This is a genomic window from Paenibacillus herberti (assembly GCF_002233675.1).
GTDB lineage: Bacteria > Bacillota > Bacilli > Paenibacillales > Paenibacillaceae > Paenibacillus_O > Paenibacillus_O herberti.
Map to the genome: position 1 here is coordinate 995,351 of NZ_NMUQ01000001.1, position 25,740 is coordinate 1,021,090.

Annotated in this window: 29 protein-coding genes; all 29 read left to right on the plus strand. The window is 52.3% G+C overall.

Annotated elements, in window-relative coordinates; genetic code table 11:
* The first annotated feature begins 7 nt into the window (after positions 1-7).
* The 29 genes from CGZ75_RS04580 (at position 8) to tsf (ending at position 25,590) form a co-directional block, all read left to right on the plus strand.
* The gene (locus CGZ75_RS04580; RefSeq protein ID WP_089523073.1) at positions 8-1,510 is read left to right on the plus strand and encodes a flagellar hook-length control protein FliK; all 1,503 of its coding nucleotides are present in this window, start codon (positions 8-10) and stop codon (positions 1,508-1,510) included.
* 21 nt (positions 1,511-1,531) lie between these two features.
* A complete protein-coding gene (locus CGZ75_RS04585; protein ID WP_089523074.1) occupies positions 1,532-2,026 on the plus strand; it encodes a flagellar hook capping FlgD N-terminal domain-containing protein in 495 nt (164 codons plus the stop codon).
* 41 nt (positions 2,027-2,067) lie between these two features.
* A complete protein-coding gene (locus CGZ75_RS04590; RefSeq protein ID WP_089523075.1) occupies positions 2,068-2,883 on the plus strand; it encodes a flagellar hook-basal body complex protein in 816 nt (271 codons plus the stop codon).
* An 89-nt stretch (positions 2,884-2,972) separates the two neighbouring features.
* On the plus strand, positions 2,973-3,191 hold the full coding sequence (locus CGZ75_RS04595) for a flagellar FlbD family protein (RefSeq protein ID WP_089523076.1): 219 nt from the start codon (positions 2,973-2,975) through the stop codon (positions 3,189-3,191).
* Between the two features lie 5 nt (positions 3,192-3,196).
* Positions 3,197-3,667, plus strand: a complete 471-nt coding sequence (locus CGZ75_RS04600; protein WP_089523077.1) for a flagellar basal body-associated FliL family protein — start codon at positions 3,197-3,199, stop codon at positions 3,665-3,667.
* Positions 3,668-3,701: 34 nt separating this feature from the next.
* Positions 3,702-4,703 carry a flagellar motor switch protein FliM gene (fliM, locus tag CGZ75_RS04605; protein WP_089523078.1) on the plus strand — a complete coding sequence of 334 codons (1,002 nt, stop codon included), beginning with the start codon at positions 3,702-3,704 and terminating at the stop codon, positions 4,701-4,703.
* Positions 4,693-5,916: a flagellar motor switch phosphatase FliY gene (gene fliY / locus CGZ75_RS04610; protein ID WP_089523079.1), complete on the plus strand. Its 1,224-nt coding sequence runs from the start codon at positions 4,693-4,695 to the stop codon at positions 5,914-5,916. Before fliM ends, fliY begins: the two co-directional genes overlap by 11 nt.
* Before the next feature lie 24 nt (positions 5,917-5,940).
* Positions 5,941-6,303: a response regulator gene (locus tag CGZ75_RS04615; RefSeq protein WP_028597425.1), complete on the plus strand. Its 363-nt coding sequence runs from the start codon at positions 5,941-5,943 to the stop codon at positions 6,301-6,303.
* A 93-nt stretch (positions 6,304-6,396) separates the two neighbouring features.
* Entirely contained in the window at positions 6,397-6,954 is a 558-nt protein-coding gene (locus CGZ75_RS04620) for a flagellar biosynthetic protein FliO (protein WP_176444676.1), read from the plus strand.
* A 20-nt stretch (positions 6,955-6,974) separates the two neighbouring features.
* On the plus strand, positions 6,975-7,703 hold the full coding sequence (gene fliP / locus CGZ75_RS04625; RefSeq protein ID WP_425436474.1) for a flagellar type III secretion system pore protein FliP: 729 nt from the start codon (positions 6,975-6,977) through the stop codon (positions 7,701-7,703).
* Between the two features lie 22 nt (positions 7,704-7,725).
* Positions 7,726-7,995, plus strand: coding sequence for a flagellar biosynthesis protein FliQ (gene fliQ, locus CGZ75_RS04630; protein ID WP_089523082.1), 270 nt, complete (start codon positions 7,726-7,728; stop codon positions 7,993-7,995).
* An 8-nt stretch (positions 7,996-8,003) separates the two neighbouring features.
* Positions 8,004-8,792 (plus strand): flagellar biosynthetic protein FliR, encoded by a 789-nt coding sequence (fliR, locus tag CGZ75_RS04635; RefSeq protein WP_089523083.1) that lies wholly within the window; start codon positions 8,004-8,006, stop codon positions 8,790-8,792.
* An 11-nt stretch (positions 8,793-8,803) separates the two neighbouring features.
* On the plus strand, positions 8,804-9,910 hold the full coding sequence (gene flhB, locus CGZ75_RS04640) for a flagellar biosynthesis protein FlhB (protein ID WP_089523084.1): 1,107 nt from the start codon (positions 8,804-8,806) through the stop codon (positions 9,908-9,910).
* A gap of 24 nt (positions 9,911-9,934) precedes the next feature.
* A complete protein-coding gene (flhA, locus tag CGZ75_RS04645) occupies positions 9,935-11,968 on the plus strand; it encodes a flagellar biosynthesis protein FlhA (protein ID WP_089523085.1) in 2,034 nt (677 codons plus the stop codon).
* A gap of 2 nt (positions 11,969-11,970) precedes the next feature.
* Positions 11,971-13,284 (plus strand): flagellar biosynthesis GTPase FlhF, encoded by a 1,314-nt coding sequence (gene flhF, locus CGZ75_RS04650; RefSeq protein WP_281255106.1) that lies wholly within the window; start codon positions 11,971-11,973, stop codon positions 13,282-13,284.
* The gene (locus tag CGZ75_RS04655) at positions 13,277-14,152 is read left to right on the plus strand and encodes a MinD/ParA family protein (RefSeq protein WP_089523087.1); all 876 of its coding nucleotides are present in this window, start codon (positions 13,277-13,279) and stop codon (positions 14,150-14,152) included. Before flhF ends, CGZ75_RS04655 begins: the two co-directional genes overlap by 8 nt.
* Positions 14,153-14,177: 25 nt before the next feature.
* Positions 14,178-15,587 carry a protein-glutamate methylesterase/protein-glutamine glutaminase gene (locus CGZ75_RS04660; protein WP_089523088.1) on the plus strand — a complete coding sequence of 470 codons (1,410 nt, stop codon included), beginning with the start codon at positions 14,178-14,180 and terminating at the stop codon, positions 15,585-15,587.
* Positions 15,588-15,633: 46 nt separating this feature from the next.
* A complete protein-coding gene (locus CGZ75_RS04665; RefSeq protein ID WP_089523089.1) occupies positions 15,634-17,691 on the plus strand; it encodes a chemotaxis protein CheA in 2,058 nt (685 codons plus the stop codon).
* A gap of 20 nt (positions 17,692-17,711) precedes the next feature.
* Positions 17,712-18,173 (plus strand): chemotaxis protein CheW, encoded by a 462-nt coding sequence (locus tag CGZ75_RS04670; RefSeq protein ID WP_089523090.1) that lies wholly within the window; start codon positions 17,712-17,714, stop codon positions 18,171-18,173.
* A 4-nt stretch (positions 18,174-18,177) separates the two neighbouring features.
* Positions 18,178-18,798, plus strand: coding sequence for a chemotaxis protein CheC (locus CGZ75_RS04675; RefSeq protein ID WP_089523091.1), 621 nt, complete (start codon positions 18,178-18,180; stop codon positions 18,796-18,798).
* Positions 18,795-19,289 carry a chemotaxis protein CheD gene (locus CGZ75_RS04680; RefSeq protein WP_089523092.1) on the plus strand — a complete coding sequence of 165 codons (495 nt, stop codon included), beginning with the start codon at positions 18,795-18,797 and terminating at the stop codon, positions 19,287-19,289. Before CGZ75_RS04675 ends, CGZ75_RS04680 begins: the two co-directional genes overlap by 4 nt.
* Positions 19,290-19,294: 5 nt before the next feature.
* Positions 19,295-19,759, plus strand: a complete 465-nt coding sequence (locus CGZ75_RS04685; protein WP_089523093.1) for a hypothetical protein — start codon at positions 19,295-19,297, stop codon at positions 19,757-19,759.
* Between the two features lie 93 nt (positions 19,760-19,852).
* Positions 19,853-20,641 (plus strand): FliA/WhiG family RNA polymerase sigma factor, encoded by a 789-nt coding sequence (locus CGZ75_RS04690; protein WP_089523094.1) that lies wholly within the window; start codon positions 19,853-19,855, stop codon positions 20,639-20,641.
* Between the two features lie 15 nt (positions 20,642-20,656).
* Entirely contained in the window at positions 20,657-22,060 is a 1,404-nt protein-coding gene (locus tag CGZ75_RS04695) for a flagellar assembly protein A (RefSeq protein WP_089523095.1), read from the plus strand.
* Positions 22,061-22,166: 106 nt separating this feature from the next.
* Positions 22,167-22,487: a hypothetical protein gene (locus tag CGZ75_RS04700; protein WP_089523096.1), complete on the plus strand. Its 321-nt coding sequence runs from the start codon at positions 22,167-22,169 to the stop codon at positions 22,485-22,487.
* Positions 22,488-22,540: 53 nt separating this feature from the next.
* Positions 22,541-23,137, plus strand: a complete 597-nt coding sequence (locus CGZ75_RS04705) for a hypothetical protein (protein ID WP_089523097.1) — start codon at positions 22,541-22,543, stop codon at positions 23,135-23,137.
* The gene (locus tag CGZ75_RS04710) at positions 23,124-23,804 is read left to right on the plus strand and encodes a hypothetical protein (protein WP_089523098.1); all 681 of its coding nucleotides are present in this window, start codon (positions 23,124-23,126) and stop codon (positions 23,802-23,804) included. Before CGZ75_RS04705 ends, CGZ75_RS04710 begins: the two co-directional genes overlap by 14 nt.
* A 279-nt stretch (positions 23,805-24,083) precedes the next feature.
* A complete protein-coding gene (gene rpsB / locus CGZ75_RS04715) occupies positions 24,084-24,782 on the plus strand; it encodes a 30S ribosomal protein S2 (protein WP_089523099.1) in 699 nt (232 codons plus the stop codon).
* 157 nt (positions 24,783-24,939) lie between these two features.
* Positions 24,940-25,590 (plus strand): translation elongation factor Ts, encoded by a 651-nt coding sequence (gene tsf / locus CGZ75_RS04720; protein WP_089523100.1) that lies wholly within the window; start codon positions 24,940-24,942, stop codon positions 25,588-25,590.
* Positions 25,591-25,740 lie beyond the last annotated feature (150 nt).

The following is a 25,740-nucleotide window of genomic DNA, read 5'->3' on the forward strand; positions in this document are numbered from 1 at the left end:
TCAGGGCATGGAAATGGCAGTATCGCAGCCTATGGCTCCCACAGCAGGTTCAACAGCATCAGGTGCTGGACAGTCTGCCAGACAAGGTGGTAGTGCAACAAGCGGACAGACGTTCCAGCAAGTTATGGGGAGCGCTCAAACGTCGAGCGGATCTAGCTCTGCAGCTTCGCAGACGGGAGCAACAGCTTCTGATGCCACTGCTGCCCAAGGAGAGACTGCTGCAGCATTAATACAAGCAGCTTTGGCTCAATTGACGGTCGACTTACAGAAAGCGGAAGGGACGCTTGGTTCTCCGCAAGCCGGCATAGACGGAGCTGCTGCCCTTCCTGGGCAGGAGGGGATTGTTGGCCAGTTGGAAACCGATCTTTCGGGAACGGGTCTACTTGGCCAACTGGAGGCGCTTCTCGACAAGCTGTTCGCGGCCGGTGAAGAAACAGTGGAGATTTCCGAGCAAGATTGGCAGGCAGCCGCATCCGAACTCAGTGCTTTACTTGCCCTGCTCGGGCTTCCCGTGCAAGGGATGATTGCGGCTCAGAGTCAGGAAGTTATGGATGGAATGGAGCTGCAAGGAGTAAATGCTGCAGGTAGCGGAAGCAAACAGCTCGTTCTGGAATCACTGCTGATGCTTGGACAGGCGCTTGAAGCAGGAGCGGCTCCGAAGATCGGCTCACAGGATGCGAGCACGATGATTCAGCAGCAAATTGGCAAGCTGGAATCGCTGCTGAAAGGCGAAACCAAGGCGCAGGATAGCGACAACTTGCCAGCTTCCGATAAAACGAATGCCGGTAAGGGAGCCATTGCAGCCCCGGCTGCAGCGATGTTGCTTGCTCGGCTGAATGCTTCCTCGGTACATGTTCGGGCAGCGCTTGAAGCTCAGGGGACATCGTCTGCGGCGAACACTGACAATGTTGTTGCTGTTGAAGCGGCGGTTACTACGACAGCTGCACCAATTATGACTTCATCTGAGAATCCACAGGGTCTCATTACTGGAACGCCGCAGAGCCCAGTTCAACCAGCTCCAGCTTCTCCCGGGCCAGCAGCACCAGTTCCCGTAGTGTCCATTCATCGATTCGCTGAGGAGCTCGGAGGCATGATTATCCAGAAGCTGGATATCACGTCCCTAGGTCAAGCGACCGAGGCTCGGATCATGCTGAACCCAGAACATCTGGGTCAGGTTGACATTAAGCTGCAGTTGCAAAGCGGACAATTGACCGCAGTATTCATGGCTGACTCGCCAGCGGCGAGGGAAGCGATCGAGAATCAGTTAGCACAATTGAGGCAGTCGCTGCAGTTGCAGGGCATTCAGGTCGAGCGCATGGAGGTCAGCAGCAACCAACTGCAATCCAGCTTTTCCTTTGGCCAACAAAGTCATGGAGGCGGGCAGCAGCGGCAAGGCTTCACTGGTGATCGAGGAGCCTCGGAAGAAGCTGCACTGAGAGAAGCCGACTTGGCGACACAAACTGTCATCCGCGAGCTTGGCTTCGGACGGGCAGTCAATGAGACGGCTTAATCAGAAACGGGGGATAAGCAGATGGCATCAGGCTCAGTGAACAACAATTCCATTTATCCTTACATCAGTCAAAAAAATGCAAGTGCAGCATCGACCAGCATGGATAACTCGACGATGGGCAAAGACTCTTTCCTGCAACTGCTCGTCGCGCAGCTGAAGTATCAGGATCCTCTGAAGCCGGCCGACAATACGACTTATATCGCTCAGCTCGCGCAATTCTCTTCGGTTGAGCAGTTGACGAACATATCGGGTCAATTAAATGTGCAGGGACAGAATCTTGGACTTACTTCCGATCTGATTGGAAGAACGGTTCAATGGGATGTTTATGATGCAGCGGGCAAGCTGACGACCGAAAAAGGCGTCGTAGAGTCCATAATTCTGAAAGATGGCTTGCAGTACATCGTCTCCGGCGGCAAAAATATTCCTCTTGACGCGCTGAAGCAGGTTGATAGCGAGAATAAAGAGGAACAGCCGAAAGAAGAAGCTCCAACACCACCTGACGAAGTTCTGGCTTGAATATTTTCTAACCAAACATACCAATTAGGGGGCTAATACCTGTGCTTAGATCGATGTATTCGGGAGTATCCGGCATGCGCGGTTTTCAAACAAAGCTTGACGTAATCGGCAACAACATTGCCAATGTGAACACAGTTGGCTTCAAGTCCGGCCGGGTTATGTTCCAAGACATTCTTAGCCAGACCGTGTCGGGAGCAAGTATGGCGGAGGCAGATGCGCGTGGCGGTAAAAATGCACAGCAGATTGGTCTCGGTGTCACGGTTGCTTCGGTAGACTCGCTCCATACGGCGGGTAGCGCGATGACGACTAATGTTCCAACCGACCTGCGTATTGACGGAGACGGATTTTTCGCAGTCCGCCCAGCTGGTATGGAAGATGGATTCTACCTTACCCGGGCTGGTAATTTCTCCGTCGACGCTGCTGGTCAGCTAGTAACCGCCGATGGCGGACTCGTGCTCAGCTCGGATGGCGGGATCATTTCGCTTGCTGGAGTGAATGCCTACTCGATCGGCAAAGACGGCTCCATCGTCGGCGTAAACGCCGACGGAACGACTGGCGACGCAATTGCGACCATCGGTGTTGTGCAAGTACAGAACCCGAACGGTTTGGAGAAAATGGGAGCCAACCTCTACCGTTCCACCGTCAACTCCAATCTGGAGGAACTGGCACTCGGTATTCCTGGAGATCCAGAGACGGGCAGCGGCACAATAGTGGCCGGACAACTAGAAATGTCCAACGTCGATCTGACGAGCGAGTTCACGGAAATGATCGTCGCTCAACGCGGCTTCCAATCGAACTCCCGCATCATCACTACTTCCGACGAGATCCTCCAGGAGCTTGTCAACCTGAAGCGTTAATCGCCGCAGGCTGAAGCTGCGACCCTTGCGTGAGTGCCGCTTAATACTAGCGGCATATATGCGAGGGTTGCCAAGCGGGAAGGAGCTCTATGATCCAGGTAACCAGGCTGAATGGCAGCAAGCTCACGATCAACGCTTTGTTGATCGAGCTGATCGAAGAAACACCGGATACGCTCATTTCAATGACCACCGGCAAAAAAATGGTCATTCTGGAATCGGCCGCAGTGCTGGTAGACCGAATTATCGACTATCAGCGCGCCATTGGACTTACGGCCGCATCTGTGAAGAGCGCAGCGACGGAGGAATAACCGCGATGAAAAAAATGCTTCCCTGGATGATAACGACCTTGCTAGCCATATCATTAATTGCCGTAGTGGCGGTGTTTCTATACAACTCCCTTCTAGGCAGTCCGGATAAAGCAGGGTCCGAAGGCAAGGTAGTCGCCGCGACAGTGAAACCGCTGTCTGCCAAAGATAGGCTTGCCGTGACACTTGAGCTCAAAGAAATCAAGCGTAATCTGAAGGACAACGAGAAGTTGGTCATTATCAGCTTTGCTTTCCAAATGGACAAAAAAGCGACTAAGACAGAATTGGATCAAATCAAGGATATTGCTGTGAAGCCGATTATTAATCGGATTCTGGCGGATACAACCGCTCAGCAGCTGGAAGGTTCCGCAGGACAGGATGCGCTAGAAGCTAAGCTGCTCAATGAGATCAACAAGATCCTTCCAAAAGGGAAATTAGTCAAGGTTTCCATTACGGACTATCTTCTGACTGATATTTAAGCCAGCTAAGCATCAGGCAAGGAGGTGAGAGAGATTGGTAGATGTTCTATCGCAAAATGAAATAGACGCGCTGCTTGCCGCTCTTTCTTCGGGCGAGATGGATGCGGAAGAGCTGAAAAAGGAAGAGAGCCAGAAAAAAGTCCGTTCGTATGACTTCAAACGGGCTGTAAGGTTCTCGAAGGATCATATTCGCAGCCTCACCCGAATTCATGAAAATTTCGCTCGTTTCCTGACGACTTATTTCTCCGCTCAACTGCGGACATTCGTTCAGATCAACGTCGTACAGGTCGAGCAGCTGCCTTATGATGAATTTATCCGTTCCATCCCGAAGATGACGATTCTGAACATTTTCGATGCAGAGCCGCTCAAAGGACGAATGGTGCTTGAGGTTCATCCTAATGTCGCCTACTCCATGGTGGATCGGCTACTCGGTGGTTCAGGTACTGCCCCGACCAAGATCGGAAATTTGACGGAAATTGAAACGATGATCATGGAGAAAATGTTCAGCCGTGCATTCGAAAGTTTGCAAGAGGCTTGGAAATCGGTCATCGATATCTCTCCAAGGCTCGAATCACTGGAGACAAACCCGCAGTTTATGCAGATTGTCTCACCAAATGAAACGATCGCTCTCATCTCATTGAGCACAAAGATCGGTGATACGACAGGGATGATCAATCTTTGTATCCCTCATGTGGTCATTGAGCCGATTATGCCGAGACTTTCCGTACACCACTGGTTTGTTTCCCAAAAGAAATCCAGAGTTCCTGAAGAAGTAGAGATGTTGGAGCAACGGGTACATAAAGCGAGACTACCTATTATTGCTGAGCTAGGTGAATCTTCTATAACCGTTCATGAGTTCATGAATCTTGCTATCGGAGATGTCATTTCCCTTAAAAAGCCAGTGGGCGATGGGCTCCATATCAAGGTAGGGGAAAAGCTGAAATTTATCGGCAGCCCGGGGTCGGTCCGTGATCGGCTTGCGGTTCAAGTAGAAGAGATCGTAAGTGAAGGAGCGGACGAAGACTATGACGAGTAAAGATTATTTGTCCCAGGAGGAGATCGATGCTCTGTTAAGACAGAGCTCCGGGGAAGCCGATGAAGCGGCCATTTCACCATCCGAGAGTAAGATCGAGCATTACTTGACCGGAATGGAGCAGGATGCTCTTGGAGAAATCGGCAATATCACCTTTGGCAGCGCAGCAACAGCATTGTCGACCTTGCTTGGCCGTAAGGTGGACATTACGACTCCTACGGTTTCCCTCATTCGCCGTGCGGAGCTCGGAGACGAGTTTCCAAAGCCGCATGTAGCAGTTTCAGTCAGTTATGTGGAAGGTTTTGAAGGCATTAACTCCCTCGTCATCAAGACGAGAGATGCAGGTATTATCGCTGATCTTATGCTTGGCGGCGAGGGGATTGTCGGCCAGCAAGAGCTGAATGATATTCATATCAGCGCCGTACAGGAAGCAATGAATCAGATGATGGGATCTTCTGCGACGTCGATGTCGACCATTTTCAATCGTATGGTCAACATCTCGCCTCCAGGCATCGATATTTTGGATGTGGAGCAGGGCGGCGGCTTACAACAGTTGCCTCCAGATGATGTATTCATCAAAATCAGCTTCCGTCTTATGATCGGCGATCTGATCGACTCGACCATTATGCAGCTTCTCCCTGTAGCATTCGCGAAACAGATGGTGGATTCACTTATGGGCGGCTCAAGCTCTGAATCTGCGGCAGCTTCAGCTCCGGCAGCGCTAGTTGCTGGAGCGGCAGCAACGCCAGCTGAAATTCCTTATGCGGCTCCACCAGTTCAGTCCAGCCAGCCTCATGTACAAGCTCCGCAGCCGACCTACCAGGCGCCTTATCGGGATCCAATGGCACCGGCAGCGGCAGGGCCTCAAACGTACGGAGCTCCTGTAGGACGGAATGTGAGCGTTCAGCCTGTACAATTCGGAGGTTTCCAGGGCGGGGGTTATCCACAGCCGGACGAGACAAATCTTGGCCTGTTGCTTGATATTCCACTCAAAGTAACGGTGGAGCTTGGCCGGACGCAAAAGCAGATTAAGGACATTCTCGAGCTGTCCCAGGGTTCGATCATCGAGCTGGATAAACTTGCCGGCGAACCGGTCGATATTCTGGTGAACAACAAGCTCATTGCAAAAGGCGAGGTTGTCGTCATAGACGAGAATTTTGGGGTCAGGGTGACTGATATTGTCAGCCAATGGGACCGCATTACCAAAATACAGTAATTCACATCCTGGGAGGAAATTACAATGGCAAACCGTATTCTTATCGTTGATGATGCTGCCTTCATGCGAATGATGATTCGCGATATTCTGACTAAAAACGGCTACGAGGTAGTAGGCGAAGCCCAGGACGGTTCCCAAGCAATTGAAAAATATAAAGAGTTGAAACCGGATTTGATCACAATGGACATTACGATGCCTGAAATGGACGGAATTGCCGCTCTCAAGGAAATTAAAAAAATGGATGCCAATGTAAAAGTCATCATGTGTTCGGCAATGGGCCAGCAGGCAATGGTTATCGATGCTATCCAGGCGGGAGCGAAAGACTTTATCGTTAAGCCTTTCCAAGCTGACCGGGTCATCGAAGCTATCAAGAAAACACTGGGCTGATTCGTGAGTGCACTGTATATCCATCCGCTATCCTCAGGGATGGCGAAAACGGGTCTGACGGCTGCCAGTCCCTCCCCGGAGGAAGAAATCTCCTTGTTTCCTTCCCCGGGTCCAGCTCTGGAGGGGGCGCCTCAACTTACAACAGGCAGCATGATGGGAAGCATGATCTGGATGATCGTAGCGCTAGCGCTCGTTATCGGCCTTATCGTGCTACTCATCAAGTTTCTCTCCAAGCGCAGTCAGTTATGGAGCGGTCCTAGGTCACTTCAGTCGCTAGCTGGAATGACTCTTGCGCAAGGTAAGTCGATCCAACTCGTAGAGGTCGCAGGAAAAATCTATGTACTTGGCATAGGTGATAATGTAGCCGCGCTGGATATCATTTCAGATCCAGACGCGGTGGAGGCAGTCCGCCAGCAGCTTTCGAAGCAAACTAACGCTGCAAGCACTAGTCCCGCCGCCGAGTGGATGAAGCTGCTGCAAGGCAAAGTTGCAGGACGTAGGGAGACCGCGCGTCAAGCTGGCGAAGGCGGAGATGCAAAACGGTTCGAAATGATGCTCCAACAAAAGCTGGAGCAGCAGTCCAGGCAGCAAGAGGAACTGGAGCATCTGCTGCAGGAAACCAGAGACAGGGAACGGTTGAGAGAAGAATGAAATGGAAATGGATGCTGTCGATGCTGGTCGCTGGTGCTTTATCGCTTGCTTTGCAGCAATCGGCTTATGCAGAGCCGCTGCCCGGAATCGACATTAGCATTGGCGGAGAAGAATCGGGTGGGACAAGCGCGATCTCGCTAGTACTGCTGATTACCGTAATGACAATCGCACCTTCGATCCTGATTCTGATGACTAGCTTCACACGAATCGTCATCGTTCTTGGATTTGTTCGGACCTCGCTGGGAACCCAGCAGATGCCTCCGAACCAGGTCATGATTGGGCTGGCCCTGTTTTTAACCTTGTTCATTATGGCGCCGACTTTGTCGCAGGTTAACGAGGTTGCATTGCAGCCTTATATCAAAGGAGAGCTGACGCAAACGGAAGCTCTTGAGCAGGCGGCCAAGCCGATGAAAAAGTTCATGTTCCAGCATACGCGGGAGAAGGATCTGCTGCTCTTTCTGAACTACTCCAAGGCAGAAAGGCCTAAGACCTATGAGGATATTTCCCTCACTGTGCTTGTGCCAGCCTATGCGATCAGCGAGCTCAAGACGGCGTTCCAAATGGGATTCATGATCTTCATTCCGTTTCTCATCATTGATATGGTCGTCGCAAGTACATTGATGGCCATGGGGATGATGATGCTCCCGCCGGTCATGATTTCACTTCCGTTCAAGATCCTATTGTTCGTTCTTGTAGACGGCTGGTATCTGATCGTCAAATCGCTGCTGCTCAGCTTCAGTTCGTCGTGATTCAAGCGGGAGGAAATACGGCATGAATTCGGACTTTGTTATCGGCCTGGCTGCCCAGGCAATCCTCGTCACTCTTAAGGCCAGCGCTCCCATGCTGATTATTGGCCTCGTCGTCGGTCTGATTATTAGTATCTTTCAGGCTACGACCCAGATTCAGGAGCAGACTCTAGCTTTCGTGCCCAAAATTGTCGCGGTTTTTGCAGCAGTGCTGCTGTTCGGGCCGTGGATTCTCAGCACATTGGTGGATTTCACCTATAACCTGCTGAACAACCTGCACAATTACATCGGGTAGGCGAGGATATGGAGTTATTTACGCAAGGATTTCCTGTTTTTCTGTTGATTTTTTGTCGAATTACTTCCTTTTTTGTCGTAGTTCCTGTGTTTTCAGCCCGGACTGTTCCGGCAAAGTTCAAAGTAGGAATCGGTTTTTTTGTCTCTTATCTCGTCTTTCTAACTTATGGAACGACGAAGCAAATCACACCTAACGCGACCTACCTGCTGACTATTGTGCAAGAAATTATGGTAGGACTGCTGCTTGGTTTTATCGTTTATCTGTTTTTTACGGTCGTGCAAACGGCCGGAGCACTAATCGACCTTCAAGTTGGTTTTGCCATGGCGAATGTCGTGGACCCGCTGACAGGTATTTCCGCTCCGATCACGGGCAACTTCAAATACATGGTGCTGTTGCTGCTGTTCCTGACGATGAATGGTCATCTTTACCTTCTGCAAGCCTTAATGAACAGTTATCAATGGATTCCGCTCGAACTGAACATCTATACCTATTTAGCGGACGGGACGATTTCTGAATTTCTAGTCAAAGGGTTTTCGCAGTCTTTTCTACTGGCGGTTCAGATTGCAGCTCCAATCATGGTGGCCATGTTCCTGACGGATGTAGGTTTGGGCTTTCTGGCTCGAACAGCTCCGCAATACAATGTGTTCGTCATCGGAATGCCGCTTAAAATCCTGCTAGGCTTTCTGCTGCTGGTGCTGCTGATGCCGTCGATGAGCGTCTTGTTCGGACATTTATTTTCCTTAATGTTCGATTTTCTGGGCGAGTTTTTCGGAGCGATCCAGGGCGGGACCGACTGATCGGAAGGAGGATGAGAGCGATATCCAGGCTGCGTTTTAGAGTAGACCTCCAGTTATTTAATGGAGAAAAGACGGAAGATGCAACTCCTAAGAAAAAGCAGGAGGCTAGAGACAAGGGTCAGGTTGCCAAAACCCCTGAGCTTCCCGGAGCCTTTATTATCCTCTTTGTATTCGCCAGCTTTTATATGCTGGGTGGCTTCTACAAGGAAAGAATCTATCGTTTGTTCGGCAGCCTGTTCAACAGCTGGCTCACGATGGACCTTACTGATGGGAACGTAATGTCGCTGTTCTACGATATCATGATTCAGCTGTTGATTCTTCTCTCGCCAATTTTGCTACTATCCTTCCTGGCCGCGCTCCTGTTCAATTACGCTCAGGTCGGATTCCTGTTGGCAACGGAGCCGATAACACCGGATCTGAAAAAGCTTGATCCGATTAAAGGCCTGCAAAATATATTCTCTATGCGCTCGGTTGTCGAGTTTTTCAAAAGCATTATAAAGCTTGTTGTAGTCGGTGTGGTCGTTTTCATGGCAATTTGGGGGGAATGGGACCGGATTCTTCAGCTGGGACTTGTACCAATTGAAGGGATTTTCGCCTTTACATCGAGCCTGACGTTGAAGATTGGCATGCAATTCGCTGTGCTTCTTGTCGTTATCGCGGTGCTGGACTACATCTATCAGCGCTACGAATTCGAAAAGAGCCTGCGCATGTCCTTTCAGGACATCAAGGACGAGTATGTGAAGACTGAGGGTAATCCTCTCATCAAAGGCAAGATCAAGGAGCGTCAGCGCAAAATGGCTCTGCAGCGCATGATGCAGGAGATTCCGAAGGCGGATGTGGTCATAACCAATCCGACCCACTACGCAATTGCCATCAAGTATGACGGCAGCAAAATGCAAGCGCCGGTCATTTTGGCCAAGGGCATGGATTATGTTGCTCTGCGAATCAAGGAAATTGCCAAAGAGAATGGTGTATTGACCATGGAGAACAGGCCGCTGGCTAGAGCCCTGTACGATCGCACAGAAATTGGCGATACGATACCGGGGGATCTGTTTCAAGCGGTCGCAGAAGTACTGGCCTATGTGTACAAGCTGAAGGGCCGCAGCAAATCATCCTAAACGAGTTAAGCGGAGGCTTTCGTCATGAAACTGAGGGACCTGGCAATCTTGGTGGGGGTTATCGGCATCGTAATGATGATGGTTATCCCTGTTCCTACTTTCCTGATGGACATCCTGCTCGTAATCAACATATCGGTCGCGCTCATCATTCTCTTAATAGCGATGAACTCGAAAGAGGCGCTGGATTTTTCCATCTTTCCCGCGCTGCTGCTGATTACGACGTTATTCAGGCTCGCCCTCAACGTATCGACCACACGTAATATTCTTGTGCATGCTCATGCGGGAGAGGTGGTCAAGGCATTCGGAAACTGGGTAGCCGGAGGCCAGGTCGCCATCGGCTTCATCGTATTCCTTATCTTGGTTATCGTTCAATTCATCGTCATCACGAAGGGCTCGGAGCGCGTAGCCGAGGTTGGAGCGAGGTTCACGCTGGATGCGATGCCAGGTAAACAAATGAGCATTGACGCCGATCTGAATGCCGGTCTCATCAACGAGCAGCAGGCGCGAGCACGCCGCTCCAAGATTGAGCGCGAGGCGGACTTTTACGGCTCGATGGATGGCGCCAGCAAATTCGTCAAGGGCGATGCCATTGCAGCCATCATTATTTTGATCATCAACCTGATCGGCGGATTCATCATCGGTATGACAGTGAAAGGGATGGGATTCGGCGAAGCGCTTGAAACCTATTCCATTCTTACGATCGGTGATGGTCTTGTCAGTCAGATTCCTGCCCTGCTGATTTCCACGGCAGCAGGTCTTATCGTGACACGCGCTGCTTCGGAGGGCAATCTGGCCCATGATCTGAGCACGCAAATGACGCGTTATCCACAACTGCTCTATGTAGTTGCGGGAACGATTGCGCTGCTCGGTCTGTTCACTCCGATCGGTATCATCCGCACCTTCCCGATCTCAGCACTGCTGGCGTATCTAGGGTGGAAAATGCAAGGAGCACAGAGCAAACAGCAACAAGAACAGGAGCAACTGGTGGAGGAGCAGCAGATCGAGGAGGTTCGCAGCCCCGAGAGTGTGGTCAGCCTGTTGCAGGTCGACCCGATCGAGTTCGAGTTTGGTTATGGACTTATTCCTTTGGCTGATACGCAGCAGGGAGGCGACTTGCTCGATCGGATCATCATGATTCGTCGGCAATGCGCACTTGAGCTCGGGTTGGTCGTGCCGGTCATCCGTATCCGCGACAACATTCAACTCCGGCCAAACGAATATGTCATCAAACTTAAAGGTAATCAGGTGGCCAGAGGTGATCTGCTGCTGAATCATTACTTGGCGATGAGTCCCGGCTTTGAGGACGAATCGATCATCGGTATCGAAACGACGGAGCCGGCTTTCGGCCTTCCGGCGCTCTGGATCGATGAAGCGACCAAGGAACGCGCCGAAATGTCGGGTTATACCGTCGTTGATCCTCCATCTGTAGTCGCTACCCATCTGACTGAGATCATCAAGCGCCACGCGCATGAGCTGCTCGGCAGGCAGGAAACGAAAGCTCTTGTGGATAACGTCAGGGAAGCGTATCCGGCGATTGTGGATGACTTGATTCCTTCGGTCATGTCGATCGGCGATGTGCAGAAGGTGCTGGCCAAGCTGCTCAAGGAAAAGATCTCGATTCGGGATCTTGTCACCATATTTGAGACGTTGGCTGATCACGGGTTGTACACGAAGGACCCGGATATTTTGACCGAATATTCACGTCAAGCGTTGTCGCGGCAGATTACACAGCAATATAGTGGCAGCCAAAGTTCTATGAAGGTTATTACAATCAGTCCGGCGCTCGAGAAGAAAATTGCCGAAGCGGTTCAGCAAACAGATCAGGGCAGTTATCTAGCCATAGATCCGGTCGCTTCACAGCAAATTTGCAGTCGAGTTAGCGAGCAGGTGACACGGCAAATCCAGTCCGGGCAGCAACCGGTCGTGTTGGCATCTCCGACGATCCGTATGTATCTCAGGCAGATTATCGAGCGCGTTATGGGGGATGTGCCCGTTCTTTCCTACAGCGAGCTGGAGCCTTCTGTTGAAGTCCAAAGCGTAGGGACGGTGAACCTGTGAAGGTGAAACGATATTTAGTCGGATCAGTTCCAGAGGCTCTCCCTATGATTAGAAGTGAGCTAGGCAGCGATGCGGTTATTCTCAGCACGAAAGAGATCAAGACGGGCGGATTCCTCGGCCTTTTCGGCAAGCGGCGTATCGAAGTCATCGCTGCTGTAGAAACCGGGGGGGCTGCAGCTCCAGTCCGGAAGCCGGTTGCGCCGTCAGCACCAATCGTGAGGCCTGCTGCGCCTGCTGCTTTCGCACCGAACGGGGCGACACCGCCGCTAGCGGCTCAAGCGGCCATGAGTGCTGCTGATGCGATGTCAGCTGCAGCTTTGGAACAGCCACCGGCTCCGCGAATCGCTGCTTCGCTGGCAGCTTCCTCTTATGCGGGTTCACCAGCTCATGTCTTGACTTCGCCGGCACCAGCTCCAACTGCACAACCATTGACTGGTTTACAGGAGGAGCTGCTGCAGGAGGTGCGCGGCCTCAAAACCTGGATGCGCCAAATGTCAGCGCAGCAAGCTCAGGCAGCTTTAAGCGGACCTGCTAAAAAGCTGCTGGAGCGTCTGGAGCAGCAGGAGGTAACCGTCGATTGTCGAGAGCGTCTGCTCCAGGAGCTGCAGGCCGATCCGGGATTTGATGCTTTGTCCGAGGATGGCGAAGCACTCTGGAAGGCGGCGAAAGAGCGGATCATGGACTGGCTGCAGCCTTATGAGCCTAATGAGGATGCTTTTACTCCCAAAGCGATCCACTTTGTCGGACCGACCGGAGTTGGCAAAACAACAACTATCGCCAAGCTGGCAGCGCTTGAAACCTTGAAGAACAAACGCTCGGTTGGCTTGATTACTGCGGATACGTACCGGATTGCTGCGGTAGACCAGCTGCGAACTTACGGTGATATACTCGGCGTGCCGCTTGAGGTTGTATTTTCTCCCGCAGAGACGGTTCGGGCGTTCCAGCAGTTGGCTGGCAGGGACCTGATCCTAATGGATACAGCCGGCCGGAATTATCGGAGCGAGCTGCAGATCAGCGAGGTCAGCAGCCTGCTGAGGGCGGGAGAGGGGAGTGAAACCTGCCTCGTGCTCAGCCTTACAGCCAGGACTTCGGATATGGAGGCGGTCGCGCTGCCTTTTATCCGCAATGGAGTAAACAAGGTGATTTTCACCAAGCTCGATGAAACGCGTATCTACGGATCGTTGCTTAACTTGGTGTTAGAGCATGGGCTCCAGCCTCTATATCTAGCATTCGGTCAGACGGTGCCGGATGATCTCGAACCATTCAACAGCCTTAAATACAGCTCTTTGCTGCTTGGGGATTACGAGGATGTCTGACCAAGCGCAGGCGCTGCGTAATATGATCCTGCAACAGAACAAGCCGTCCTCGAATAAAGGGACCCGAATTCTGACGGTGGCGAGTGGTAAAGGTGGAGTCGGAAAGTCCAATTTCAGCCTGAACTTTGCGCTGTCACTGCAGAAGCTCGGCCAGAAGGTGCTTATATTCGATGCCGACATTGGCATGGCGAACCTGGATGTACTGATGGGCGTACCTGCTCCTTATTCGCTCTATCATCTCTTTCAGGGCCAGCGTTCTATTCACGACATTATCCAACTAGGGCCGGGCGGGTTGCATTTCATTGCCGGAGGCTCGGGTTTTCGCGAATTGCTGCATCTGACAGAGGAGCAACTCCAGCATGCCGATCGCGAGATTAGCAAGGTGCAGGGCGAGTACGATTTGATTCTGTTCGATACAGGAGCGGGGCTTAGCAGAGAGGCGGAGCGCTTCATCCGCGGCTCGCATGAGAGCATCATCGTAACAACGCCGGAGCCGACGTCCATAACCGATGCCTACGCTCTGGTCAAAATGGTATCGCATTCCCATCCTGATGCAAAGTTCAAGCTCATTGTGAATCGTGTATTGGATCAGCGAGAAGGCCGCCAAACCGCAGAAAAAATGGATCTGGCGGCGCAGCGTTTCTTGAACGTTCAACTGCCTTATGCAGGAGCTATTATGGATGATCCGCATGTCGGTAAAGCGGTAAGGCGGCAAACGCCGTTTTCGCTCGCTTATCCCGACTGCCAAGCGTCACGCGACATACTTGCTACGGCCAGAAGTTATCTGGAAATTCCTCATGTTGGCGATTCCACACGTACAGTCAAAGGATTCTTTCATCAATGGCTCAACCGCAAACGTAACCTTTGACTTTAGGACAAGGAGAGATTGGAGCATGCCCCAATTTCGAGTGCTGATCGTGGACGATTCAGCTTTTATGCGAGCCGTGATCAAGGATTTGATCGAGGAGGACTCGGCTTTTGAAATCGCGGGCATGGCCCGCACCGGCAGGGAGGCCGTAGAAGCTGCGGCCCGTCTGAAGCCCGATGTCATGACGCTTGACCTAGAAATGCCGGAAATGAACGGACTTGAGGCACTGGGGCTGATCATGGCTGCACGGCCACTGCCGGTCATCATGTTCTCTGGCATTAGCGAGGAGCATACCGCGCAAACGATTGCGGCCTTGCAGCAAGGAGCGTTCGACTTCATTCGCAAGCCGTCCGCTTCCTCGCCGCCTGGCGAGATCGGGATGATCGGAAAGCTGCTGCGGGAGAAGCTGCATACCGCTGTGTTGATCCGCGATAGGTTGCAGCGTCTACACTCTGTTGGGGCGATACAGCCCTCCGCAACAGAAGATCAGCAAGTCAAAAATCCGCTGCAAAGCGCCTCATTGTTCAATCCTCGTGAAGCAGATGGAGAAGCCAAAATAAGGCGACCACTGCGTAAAGAGGGGGACAAGCAGGTTGCTGAAAAATCATCCGCAAACAGCGTTGAAGCCAGCCAGAGCAGCAGCGAAAAAACAGCTGGGCGCAGGCAAGGCGCACCCGCCAAAGGGATTCGGCAACCGGTTGATCCGCTGCAAAGCGGCATTGGCGCTGCGAAGCTGGAAATTGCGGCAAAGAGCGCGGATCAAGCTCCGTCGAAGCAGCAGCGAAGCGGCAGCGGATCACTACGGCCTAACCAAGTGGCAGATGCAACTCCGGCAGTCCCAGCGTTAAGCAAGCCATCCACAGCATTTACCCATCTGATTGCAGTTGGCACATCGACGGGTGGACCGAGAGCGCTGCATGAGCTGCTCGCCGGGATGCCGGCGGATCTGCCAGCTCCAGTGCTGATCGTGCAACATATGCCTCCGCGATTTACCGCTTCCTTGGCCAAACGTCTTGATTCCTCGGGTCCATTGCGCGTATTTGAAGCGGAGGACGGCCAGCGCGTACAGAGCGGCGAGGCTTACTTGGCTCCTGGCGGTAATCATATGGAGCTTTCCCGTGATGAGCGGGGTTACTTCATTAGACTGACGCAAAGCGATCCCGTAAGCGGCCATCGACCTTCGGTGGATGTGCTGTTCCGCTCTCTGGTGCCTTTCACAGAATTGAAACGGCATGCGGTGATCCTGACCGGCATGGGAAGCGATGGATCTAAAGGCATGCTGGAGCTGAGGGACAGCGGGGCAGCCAGCACGATTGCCGAAGCGGAGGAAACTTCTATCGTATATGGCATGCCGCGCAGTGCAGTTGAGAACGGAAGCTGCCGCACCGTGCTGCCATTGCCGATGATTGCCAAAGAGCTGGCCAGCCGCTGCTAGAACGAACTGTCCCGTTGAATTCATTTTACAGGAGGTGGATCACGTTATGGATATGAACGCATATCTCTCCATGTTTATTGATGAATCGCAGGATCACCTGCAGGCGCTCAATGAGAATCTGCTCAAGCTTGAGGGAGATCCGACCGATCTGAGCTTTGTCCAGGTAATCTTCCGCTCTGCGCATACGCTGAAGGGCATGTCGGCTACGATGGGCTTCGAAGATATGGCTTCCTTGACCCACGAGATGGAAAATGTGCTTGATCTGGTTCGCAACAGCAAGCTTTCCATGGATGCTTTCATCTTCGATGTTCTTTTCAAAGGGCTGGATGCACTGGAGAACATGGTGGGCGACATCACAAACGGTGGACAAGGCAAGGCGGATGTAAGCAACATTGTGGCATCGCTAAAATCCATTGTTGACGGCAGCTACCTCAGCCGTGCGGAAACAGCAGCAGCCTCCGCAGTTGCTGTCCCACCTGCAAATGCAGCCATCGATGAGTTCCAGTTGTCGGTGCTCAAGCAATCGATGGACAGCGGACTAAAGGCGCTGCGGATCGATGTTTCGCTTGTTGAGAGCTGCGTCCTTAAAGCGGCGCGTGCTTACATGGTGTTCAACCTGCTTGAGGAGCGGGGAGAGGTGATCAAGTCGATCCCTTCCGTAACGGAACTAGAGCAGGAGAAGTTTGACCGCTCGTTTACGGTTATTTTCGTGACTCAGCAGGATGGCGAGGAATTGGCGGAAGCGATTAGCAATATCTCGGAGGTGGCAGTTGCACAAGCCGAGTTGCTAGACGCGGCTACGCTGGAACAGCTTGCTCGACCTGAGCCAGCTGCTCAGCCAGCCCGCTCGGCCTCAACTGCTGCTCAATCTGCAGTTGTTTCGGCTACGGAATCCACCAAAGCTAACCCGACTGCGCGATCTGAAGGCGGACGGCAGGCTGCACCACCAGCAGCTTCTCGTACGATCCGGGTTGATATTGAGCGGCTGGATGCGTTGATGAATTTGTTCAGCGAGCTGCTCATCGATCGGGTACGGCTGGAGCAGCTCTCCGGCGAGATCGGCCGAGTTGAGCTGACCGAGACGGTAGAGCATCTGTCACGCATCAGCGCCGACTTGCAGAACATCGTGTTGAAGCTACGGATGGTTCCTGTTGACTCTGTATTCAACCGGTTCCCGCGCATGATCCGCGATATTGCCAAGTCGCTCGATAAAAAGGTCGAGCTGGTTATTGCCGGCGCCGATACGGAGCTTGACCGCACCGTCATCGACGAGATCGGCGATCCACTTGTTCATCTGCTGCGCAACTCCCTTGATCATGGCCTGGAAACGACACAGGGCAGGCTCGAGGCTGGCAAGCCGGAGACCGGAACAATCTGGCTCCGAGCTTACCACAGCGGCAACCATGTGTTCATCGAGGTGGAGGAAGACGGCCGCGGCATCAATACCGAGAAGGTTAGAGCCAAGGCGGTTGAGAACGGGGTTCTATCTCAAGAAGAAGCCTCAAAGCTGACGCCTGACGAAATCAATAACCTGATTTTTGCTCCTGGATTCAGCACCGCCGACCAGATCTCTGATCTATCCGGGCGCGGCGTCGGATTGGACGTCGTTCGCACCAAAATCTTCTCACTCGGCGGTAACGTATCGGTAGAGAGTAAGCTCGGTTCCGGCTCCAAGTTCAGCATCCAACTGCCACTGACGCTATCGATCATTACAGCGATGCTGGTACGTCTCGGCTCAGAAAAATATGCAGTACCACTCACTTCGGTTGTGGAAACTGGTATTTTGAAGCGAGAAGCGATTCTGAGTGTTCACGGGAACCGGATGATGTCCTACCGCAACGCGGTCATCCCAATCGTTTCGCTGAGCAAGGTACTCGAAACGTCCGACTTCCGCGAGGAGGACGAGGAAGAAAGCGAATATATCGTCATCCGCAAGGGAGACAAATGGGCAGCCGTCATCGTGGATGACTTCATTGGTCAAAGCGAGATCGTACTCAAGTCTATGGGGGCTTATCTCGGTTCAACGCCTGCTGTATCCGGTGCTACTATTCTCGGCGACGGCCAGGTTGCTCTCATCATCGATCCGAATGCGCTCTTCAAATAAGGCCTAGGGAGGAATTGGAAATGGGAGAAGAAATCAAGGTTATCGTATTTGCACTTGGGGAAGAGGAGTACGGGATTGAGGTCGAAAAGGTGAAAACGGTCGAGCGTATGATGCCGATCACCCGCGTTCCTAAGACGATGCCTTTTGTCAAAGGGGTTGTCAATCTGCGCGGCGTTGTTGTCCCGCTCATCGATCTGCGAGGCCGCTTCGGTCTCCCAGAGGTAGAAGCGACAGAGGCGACGAGAATTATCATCGTTAATTCCGGTGAGCTGGAAGTCGGCTTCATCGTAGATCAGGCAAGCGACGTGACCGATATCAACAGCGATGACATTGAGCTTCCGCCCGAGGTCGTAGGTGGTATCCAGGCGAAGTATTTGCGAGGCGTCGCCAAGACCGATGGAGGCAGGCTGCTCGTTATGCTGAATCTTTCCGAGGTGCTAAACAAAGCTGAGCTTGTCCAGCTTGAACAGATGGAGGCATGACACGGTGAGCTCACTGGACAGACTGGCGGAGTTTGAACTCGATGTACTCAAAGAGGTCGGAAATATCGGTTCCGGCAACGCGGCAACGGCACTATCCACGCTGCTAAACAAGCCGGTGGATATGGCGGTGCCGAAGGTCAGCCTGGTTCCTTTCGAGGAAGTCGCTGAACGGGTAGGTGGAGCCGAGGAGCTGGTAATGGCTGTGTTTTTGCGAGTCGAGGGGGAAGCTCCAGGCAATCTCTTCTATATTATGCATCCGGTATCTGCCAAGCGTCTGCTCAGCAGACTGGCGGCTATGGAGGTGGAGGAGGACTTAGAGTACTCCGAGATGGAGCTGTCCGCACTGGGCGAGATCGGCAACATTTTGGCCGGTTCCTATCTATCTTCCCTCGCGGACTTTACGAAGCTGAACCTATCTCCTAGCGTACCCGCTATTGCACTGGACATGGCGGGAGCCATACTCTCCTATGGACTGATGCAATATGGTGAAATGGGAGATGCCGCTCTACTGATCGAAACGAAGTTCATGGATAACGGTGAGCAGCTTGATGGTCAATTCTTTCTGATCCCCGATCCGGAATCTTTCAATACTATATTCCAAGCGCTTGGAGTGCGGCAGCCATGATTCAGCAGAATGTGGTGAAAGTAGGCATGGCGGATCTCAATGTGGCATACCGGGGAGAAAGTATTCGGACAACGGGATTGGGTTCATGCGTGGGACTAACTTTATATGATTCGGATAGAAAAATAGGCGGTATGGCTCATGTCATGCTGCCGGATTCCTCGATCAGCCGAGAGGACTCTTTCAATCGGGCCAAATATGCCGATACCGCGCTGCCTCTATTAATAGAGGAGTTGGAGAAGGCGGGAGCGAGAGTGAACCGCTTAAGCGCCAAAATGGCTGGCGGAGCTCAGATGTTCGCTGCGCTGGTCAAGAGCGACTCGCTCCGCATTGGTCCAAGGAATGTAGAGAAATGCGTGCAGATGCTGGCCAGCTATGGCATACCGATCGTCGGTGAGGATACTGGCGGCAGTTATGGGCGAACGATTGAACTGGATTCGGAGACGGGTATTTTGTACATCCGATCCGTGCAGCAAGGGACGAAGGAGTTGTAAGCCCAATGGTAGGGACTTGGCGAATCAACGCTTGGATTGCAGCAGGAGGCGCGCTTCTGACGCTTCTGCTTAACATCAGCCGCAATCCGTGGTCGGTTGCCTGCACTCGAGCGCTGGCAGCGGCAGCCGCATTTTGGTTGCTTGGCTATCTGCTTCGTTTTCTGCTTTCTTTTACACTGCCTGACAAAGTAATAGAGGCTTCGCCGCAAGAGGAGACTTCCCAAACGGGATCGAGAGTTAATCTGCAAGCAGACAGCGATGAGAACCTGGAGGAGCTACTTCGAAGCGGATGGAAGCCGCCGGCAGTTAATGCAGATTTAAATCAGCAGGGGACTCAAGGAACTGAATCTCAGAATTCTGGCTTTCAACCGCTCTCACCTCCGCAGCTGCGTGCTGCGAGGCCAGACATACAAGAAGCGGATTTGGTGCAGGTCGTACGTCATTTGAACCGTCAAGACGGGCAGGAGTAAGGCGCTTGAATCAGAGCGCAGGCGGCGGGCATGTGGCTCGCGCGGGGTGGATTTGGGAACTGGCAGGTGAAAGCTTAAGGAGGCTTGAGGACGATGACAGAGCCTAAGGCGCCTCATTTATCCAACATGGAGATGTGGGAAAAATGGAAAGAAGAACAGGATCTGGACGCGAAAAAAGCATTGATTGAGCAGTACTTGCCACTTGTGGACTATGTAACGAACCGGATGGCGATCGGGCTGCCCAAAAATGTATCCAAGGATGATCTCTCCAGCAATGGAGTGATGGGTCTTATTGACGCAATAGACAAGTTTGACTATAAGCGGGGACTCCAGTTCGAGACTTATGCCTCGTGGAGAATACGTGGAGCGATTATAGACAGTTTGAGACAGGGAGACTGGGTGCCGCGTTCTGTCCGTGAAAAAGCCAAACGGATTGAAGAGGCTTACCAGTACCTGGAGCAGCAGTATTTGAGAACGGTTAGCGACTCCGAGATCAGCTCCTATTTGCAGGTGTCGGAGAAGGAGTTCACCGTTATGCTGCAGGAAATAGCCGTTACGACGGTATGCTCGCTTGAAGATCCGATCCGAGAAGAAGAGAGCGAGACGAGGATGTCGCTGCTCGTAGACGAGAAAGCCAAAAATCCGGATCACAAAGTGCATGAGTTTTTTCTCAAGGAGTCTCTGGTCAAAGGGATCGAGAAGCTGACCGAGAAAGAGCGGATTGTCGTTTCTCTCTTCTATTATGAAGAGCTCTCCTTGAGCGAGATCGCGGAAGTTATGTCGCTATCTCCATCGCGCATTTCCCAGCTTCACTCCAAAGCAATCTTGAGACTGCGAGGAGCGCTTTCCAAGCAAAAGGACCAATTGATGCAGAACTCCTAGAAGGAGGTTCGTACGATGAAGGAACAGCTTGATTTACAGCAGCACATGAAGATTTCGGTATCGCCCGATAAAATGAGTGGAGTGTTACAGTTCATTCGCTGCGAAGAGAATTTCTCTTGTACCGCTAGCGAGCTGGAGGCTCTGCTGCATGCATTCGGAATTACATACGGAATCAAGCATGATGTACTTCAGTCCATAAGCAAGGATCCGGTTGCCTATTCCCTGCAGCAGACCATTGTTGCGGAGGGACTGCCAGGTAAACACGGTAAGGATGGCCGGATTGTCTACTCGCTTGAAATGAAGCAGGAACATAAGCCGGAGGAAAACGAGAGCGGCCAGATCGACTTCAAAGAAACGAAGCGCCTGCTTAACGTGCAGAAGGGACAACTTATCGCTCGCAAGCTGCCGGCAACGGATGGCGAGAGCGGTAAGACGGTTATCGGTACGGAGGTTCCGGGTAAAAAAGGCCGCGAGGCTCGAATCAAAGCGGGCAAAAACATCGTTTGCAATGCCGAGCGTACGCTCGTATACGCAGCGATTGACGGTCTGTTCACGATTACCGGCAATGATATTATTAATGTATTTCCCGTTTATGAGGTCAATGGAGACGTTGACTATCGCACGGGAAACATCGACTTCGTGGGAACCGTTGTCATTCGCGGCAATGTGCTGACTGGCTTTAAGGTAAGGGCGGCAGGTGATATTCGGGTTGTCGGCGGCGTTGAAGGTGCTGAGCTGGAAACCGATGGTTCCATTGAAATAACCGGAGGCATTATGGCTGGCGGAAAAGGTGCAGTGAAAGCCGGCCATTCCGTACGCTGTTCTTTCATTCAGGACGGATTCGTGGTCGCCGGTGAGGATGTGCTCGTAAGCCAGAGCATCATGCATTCACAGGTGCGTGCCGGTCGCAGCGTTGTTTGCAGCGGTGCTAAAGGACTGATTGTCGGCGGACTTATCCAAGCCGGAGAGAGCGTTAGTGCCCGTACGGCGGGCAATAGCATGTCTACAGCTACATCGATTGAGGTCGGCGTACGACCAGAGCTGCGAGAGGAGCTCAAGGAGCTTCGCAAAACACTCAAAGAATATAGCGAGGCGCTGGAGAAAACCGACAAGGCGCTTGTTATTCTCGATCAGATGGCGGCCATGGGCACGATTGCATCCGACAAGCTGGCTCTTCGCGTTAAACTCGGTGCGACGAAGAAAAAGTCCGTTCAGGAGATGGAGGAGTTGCGGGAGAGAGTTTTTGATATCGAGCGCTCTCTTGAGGACTCCAGCATAGCCAAGGTGGAAATTCGTTCGACCGTTTACGGCGGAACGAAGGTGGTCATTGGCCGTTATACCCGCTTTATTAAAGAACCCGCATCTAGAGTGCAGTTCCGTTATATTGAAGGCGAGATCATGATGAGCGTCATTCAATAGGGCGGGATCAAGAAGAGCACTATTCAATAGAAGGAACGCACAAGGAATAGACTATGCTGGTTGCCAGCATCAGGCAAGATTAGCCTTATGGCGGGGGGAATTGATCATGCCCTATCGACCTATTGATCTTCAACTATCTGTGCCCAGAACTCAAGAACTAGGCAATCAGCAAAGCTATTTGCAAGGTCGGCTCGCGGCTGAAGCCCGGATGCAAGGGGAGCAGGCAGTGAAACAAACCGAGTTGGACCGAAGCCGCAGCACTGAGCTTGAGAGCCGTGGTGATTCCAAAATCAGTTATCGTGAAAAAGAGAGCGGAAGCGGCGAGTCTCCAGACAAGCAAGAGCAAGCCTCGCGGTCAGAGACGGACCCGAAGCCGCAACAGATCGAGCATCCTTTTAAGGGGCATCGTCTTGACATTCGCTTATGACAGCCGGCGAACCGGCTTCGATGTTCATAGAGGGCCATTAAGGAGGACAACCGATGGATTTTCAGCCCTGGCATTATATAGTCCTCATTGGAGCGCTTGTACTCGTGTGGTCGAATCTGCTTTCGCGCAAGCGCAAAGCCGGGGAGCAGGCCGAAGGGAAAGCGCCGGGGGCAGGGCTTCAGGGGATGGAGCTAGCTCTTGAGCAGTTCATGGAAAACATGGAAGAGAGTCAGCGACACTTGACGGGCATAGTGGTGGCCTCCAAAGAGCAGGAGCGGGAAGAGGCAGAGCGCAAAGAAGCCCGAATCGCTGAGCTGGAAAAGCAGTGCAGGCTGCTTCAGCAGGAGCTTGAAGGGCAAGCCGCCTTAATTGCATCGGCTAGCGCGACAGTTGTTGCAGGCGAGCTAACATCCGGTGTTCCGGCCGAGGGCAATTCAATGGCTGCAACGGCGATTGAAGCGACAGAAGACGTAGAAGCGCCTCCAGCGGTGAAGCCGGGAATCCGCGAGCGGTTCGAGCCCCTTTTTCAGCTGCATGAACAGGGATGCTCCGTGGAGCAGATCGCCAAAAAACTCGGCATGAACAAGGGCGAAGTTATGCTTATTCAGCAGCTTGCCAGGCAGGAGGAGAGCCGGTATGAAGCGTCTTAGTCGTTCCTTTTGGACCGGACTTGGTCTGGGCATCATGATTGGAGCGCTGTTGTTGCAGTTGCTGCTGATCGGCCAGACGGCGCCAGAGCTTGATAAACCGGCTGGCTCTTCAGATGAGCAGCCGGTTTATACGGTTGAAGAGGCGGAGGCATTGGCTCAAACGGCCGTTGCTCGCGCCTTAGCTGATTGGGATAAGACAGCTGGAGGCAAGAAGGATGGGACGGAGCAGACTCCTGCTCCCGGGTCTGGATCCGGAGAAGGCTCTAAACCGTCTCCTACGCCAACTTCCGCAGCAGGAAAAGGTGTAAAGGATGCTGGGACTCCATCAACCAAGCCTAATACTGCAACCAAATCACAGCCTGTCGCTTCGTCCAAATCCGACTCCAAGGGGCAAACCTCCCCTAAACCCGAGACTGAGCTGGTTATCCGTATTATGCCTGGCAGCAATCTGACCGATACGGCGGCTCTGCTTAAAAAGCATGGTCTCGTTGATAGCGAGCAGAGCTTTATTCGATATATGGAAGGGCAAAAAACGGCTTCTGACATTCGCGCTGGGTATTTCAAATTCGTCGGCAATCCCGATCTCGCCGCGATAAAAGCCACAATCACCGGACAGCCTATGGATCCCAAAGCGGGAAAAGCATGGCTTGCCGCTCATTCTGATTAAGTGGAGTGTGGCGCTCAGCCAGTGTACGGCGCTCCACTTCGTGCTCGGCATTACATGCGGTTCAGTAAATAATTTCTTGAGCGGCGCAACCATTCCTATGTCTTGGAATCTCTGAGACAAGCGAATGGTTGCGCCGTGTTGCCCAATATGCTATAGTAATTGACGGTGTTAAAAACACACGCCGGTTAATTCTGTCAAGGGTGCTTCCATACGGAAGTCTTGCCGGAAGATGACATCGGCGGAGGACACAAATAAAACCACTATTAGGAGGTGTTGAAGATGGCAGTGATTTCCATGAAACAGCTTCTCGAGGCTGGTGTACATTTCGGTCACCAAACTCGTCGCTGGAACCCTAAAATGGATCGCTATATCTTCACCGAACGTAACGGCATTTACATCATCGACTTGCAAAAAACAGTTAAAAAAGTGGAAGAGGCTTATAACTTCGTTCGCTCTATCGCTGAAGACGGCGGTTCGATCCTGTTTGTCGGCACGAAAAAACAAGCCCAAGACTCTGTGAAAGAAGAAGCAGAGCGTTGCGGCAACTACTACATTAACCAACGCTGGCTCGGCGGCACGCTGACCAACTTCTCCACAATCCAAAAGCGTATTGATCGTCTGCGCCAACTGGAAAAATGGGAAGGGGACGGCACGTTCGATGTCCTGCCTAAAAAAGAAGTAATCATTCTTCGCAAAGAAAAAGACCGTCTGGAGAAATTCCTCGGCGGCATCAAAGGCATGCGCAAGCTGCCTAGCGCCCTGTTCATCATCGATCCTCGTAAAGAGCGTATCGCGGTTGCTGAAGCTCGCAAACTGGGCATCCCAATCGTTGGTATCGTAGACACGAACTGTGATCCAGATGAGATCGACTATGTTATTCCAGGCAATGACGACGCTATCCGCGCTGTCAAACTGCTGACGGGTAAAATGGCTGATGCAATCGTTGAAGCTAACCAAGGCGAGCAAACAACGGCTTAAGATCAGCTTCGGCTGAACAGCGGCATTTATGATTTAGAACAATAAGGGTGGTTAGAAGGTGAAAGCCTCCTCACCGCCCTTTTTTTGAGGAAGTATAGATCTAATCCGCTCTGAGCGGACAACTTGCCTGCGAGCAGGCATCCGGGAGGAATAGAACATGGCAGTTAATGCGAGTGCAGTAAAAGAATTGCGTGAGAAAACAGGAGCAGGTATGCTTGATTGTAAAAAAGCGTTGGAGGAAGCTGGCGGCGATCTGACGAAAGCAGCCGAGCTGCTTCGCGAGAAAGGCCTTGCTGCAGCAGCTAACAAAGCGGGCCGTATTGCTACTGAAGGCGTTGTTGAGTCCTACATTCATGCCGGCGGCCGTATCGGCGTTCTGGTTGAAATCAACTGTGAAACTGACTTTGTAGCTAAAACGGATCAATTCCGTGACTTCTGCAAAGACATTGCAATGCAAATCGCCGCAGCTGGTCCTAAATACGTACGCCGCGAAGAAGTTGACGCTTCCGAGCTGGAAAAAGAGCGCGAGATCCTGAAAGCTCAAGCTCTGAATGAAGGCAAACCAGCTCACATCGTTGAGAAAATGGTTGATGGCCGCATTGGCAAATACTACGAAGAGTTCTGTCTGATGGAACAACCGTTCATCAAAGATCCAGACAAAACGGTCACCACGCTGCTGAACGAAAAAATCAGCACGATCGGCGAGAACATCTCGATCCGTCGTTTTGCTCGCTTCGAACTGGGCGAAGGCCTGGAGAAAAAAGTCGACAACTTCGTTGAAGAAGTTATGGCCCAAGCTAAACTGTAATTAAAACAACCTTGAGGAGCGCCTGATTTCCTAGAAGTCAGGCCGCGATTCATCCGATACCGAACGCGAGGGCAGGCGGGGCGGGGCGTCCGCCCCGCCTGTTTTTTCATAGATACAGCTGTTGGTTTGATTTTCTGCCGCATGCTGCAG

Coding starts and splice junctions, on each gene's coding strand:
- CGZ75_RS04580 (WP_089523073.1), top strand. CDS start 8: ATGGAAATGGCAGTATCGCAGCCTATGGCTCCCACAGCAGGTTCAACA.
- CGZ75_RS04585 (WP_089523074.1), top strand. CDS start 1,532: ATGGCATCAGGCTCAGTGAACAACAATTCCATTTATCCTTACATCAGT.
- CGZ75_RS04595 (WP_089523076.1), top strand. CDS start 2,973: ATGATCCAGGTAACCAGGCTGAATGGCAGCAAGCTCACGATCAACGCT.
- CGZ75_RS04600 (WP_089523077.1), top strand. CDS start 3,197: ATGAAAAAAATGCTTCCCTGGATGATAACGACCTTGCTAGCCATATCA.
- fliY (WP_089523079.1), top strand. CDS start 4,693: ATGACGAGTAAAGATTATTTGTCCCAGGAGGAGATCGATGCTCTGTTA.
- CGZ75_RS04615 (WP_028597425.1), top strand. CDS start 5,941: ATGGCAAACCGTATTCTTATCGTTGATGATGCTGCCTTCATGCGAATG.
- fliP (WP_425436474.1), top strand. CDS start 6,975: ATGCTGGTCGCTGGTGCTTTATCGCTTGCTTTGCAGCAATCGGCTTAT.
- fliQ (WP_089523082.1), top strand. CDS start 7,726: ATGAATTCGGACTTTGTTATCGGCCTGGCTGCCCAGGCAATCCTCGTC.
- fliR (WP_089523083.1), top strand. CDS start 8,004: ATGGAGTTATTTACGCAAGGATTTCCTGTTTTTCTGTTGATTTTTTGT.
- flhB (WP_089523084.1), top strand. CDS start 8,804: ATGAGAGCGATATCCAGGCTGCGTTTTAGAGTAGACCTCCAGTTATTT.
- flhA (WP_089523085.1), top strand. CDS start 9,935: ATGAAACTGAGGGACCTGGCAATCTTGGTGGGGGTTATCGGCATCGTA.
- CGZ75_RS04655 (WP_089523087.1), top strand. CDS start 13,277: ATGTCTGACCAAGCGCAGGCGCTGCGTAATATGATCCTGCAACAGAAC.
- CGZ75_RS04660 (WP_089523088.1), top strand. CDS start 14,178: ATGCCCCAATTTCGAGTGCTGATCGTGGACGATTCAGCTTTTATGCGA.
- CGZ75_RS04665 (WP_089523089.1), top strand. CDS start 15,634: ATGGATATGAACGCATATCTCTCCATGTTTATTGATGAATCGCAGGAT.
- CGZ75_RS04670 (WP_089523090.1), top strand. CDS start 17,712: ATGGGAGAAGAAATCAAGGTTATCGTATTTGCACTTGGGGAAGAGGAG.
- CGZ75_RS04680 (WP_089523092.1), top strand. CDS start 18,795: ATGATTCAGCAGAATGTGGTGAAAGTAGGCATGGCGGATCTCAATGTG.
- CGZ75_RS04685 (WP_089523093.1), top strand. CDS start 19,295: ATGGTAGGGACTTGGCGAATCAACGCTTGGATTGCAGCAGGAGGCGCG.
- CGZ75_RS04690 (WP_089523094.1), top strand. CDS start 19,853: ATGACAGAGCCTAAGGCGCCTCATTTATCCAACATGGAGATGTGGGAA.
- CGZ75_RS04695 (WP_089523095.1), top strand. CDS start 20,657: ATGAAGGAACAGCTTGATTTACAGCAGCACATGAAGATTTCGGTATCG.
- CGZ75_RS04700 (WP_089523096.1), top strand. CDS start 22,167: ATGCCCTATCGACCTATTGATCTTCAACTATCTGTGCCCAGAACTCAA.
- CGZ75_RS04705 (WP_089523097.1), top strand. CDS start 22,541: ATGGATTTTCAGCCCTGGCATTATATAGTCCTCATTGGAGCGCTTGTA.
- CGZ75_RS04710 (WP_089523098.1), top strand. CDS start 23,124: ATGAAGCGTCTTAGTCGTTCCTTTTGGACCGGACTTGGTCTGGGCATC.
- rpsB (WP_089523099.1), top strand. CDS start 24,084: ATGGCAGTGATTTCCATGAAACAGCTTCTCGAGGCTGGTGTACATTTC.
- tsf (WP_089523100.1), top strand. CDS start 24,940: ATGGCAGTTAATGCGAGTGCAGTAAAAGAATTGCGTGAGAAAACAGGA.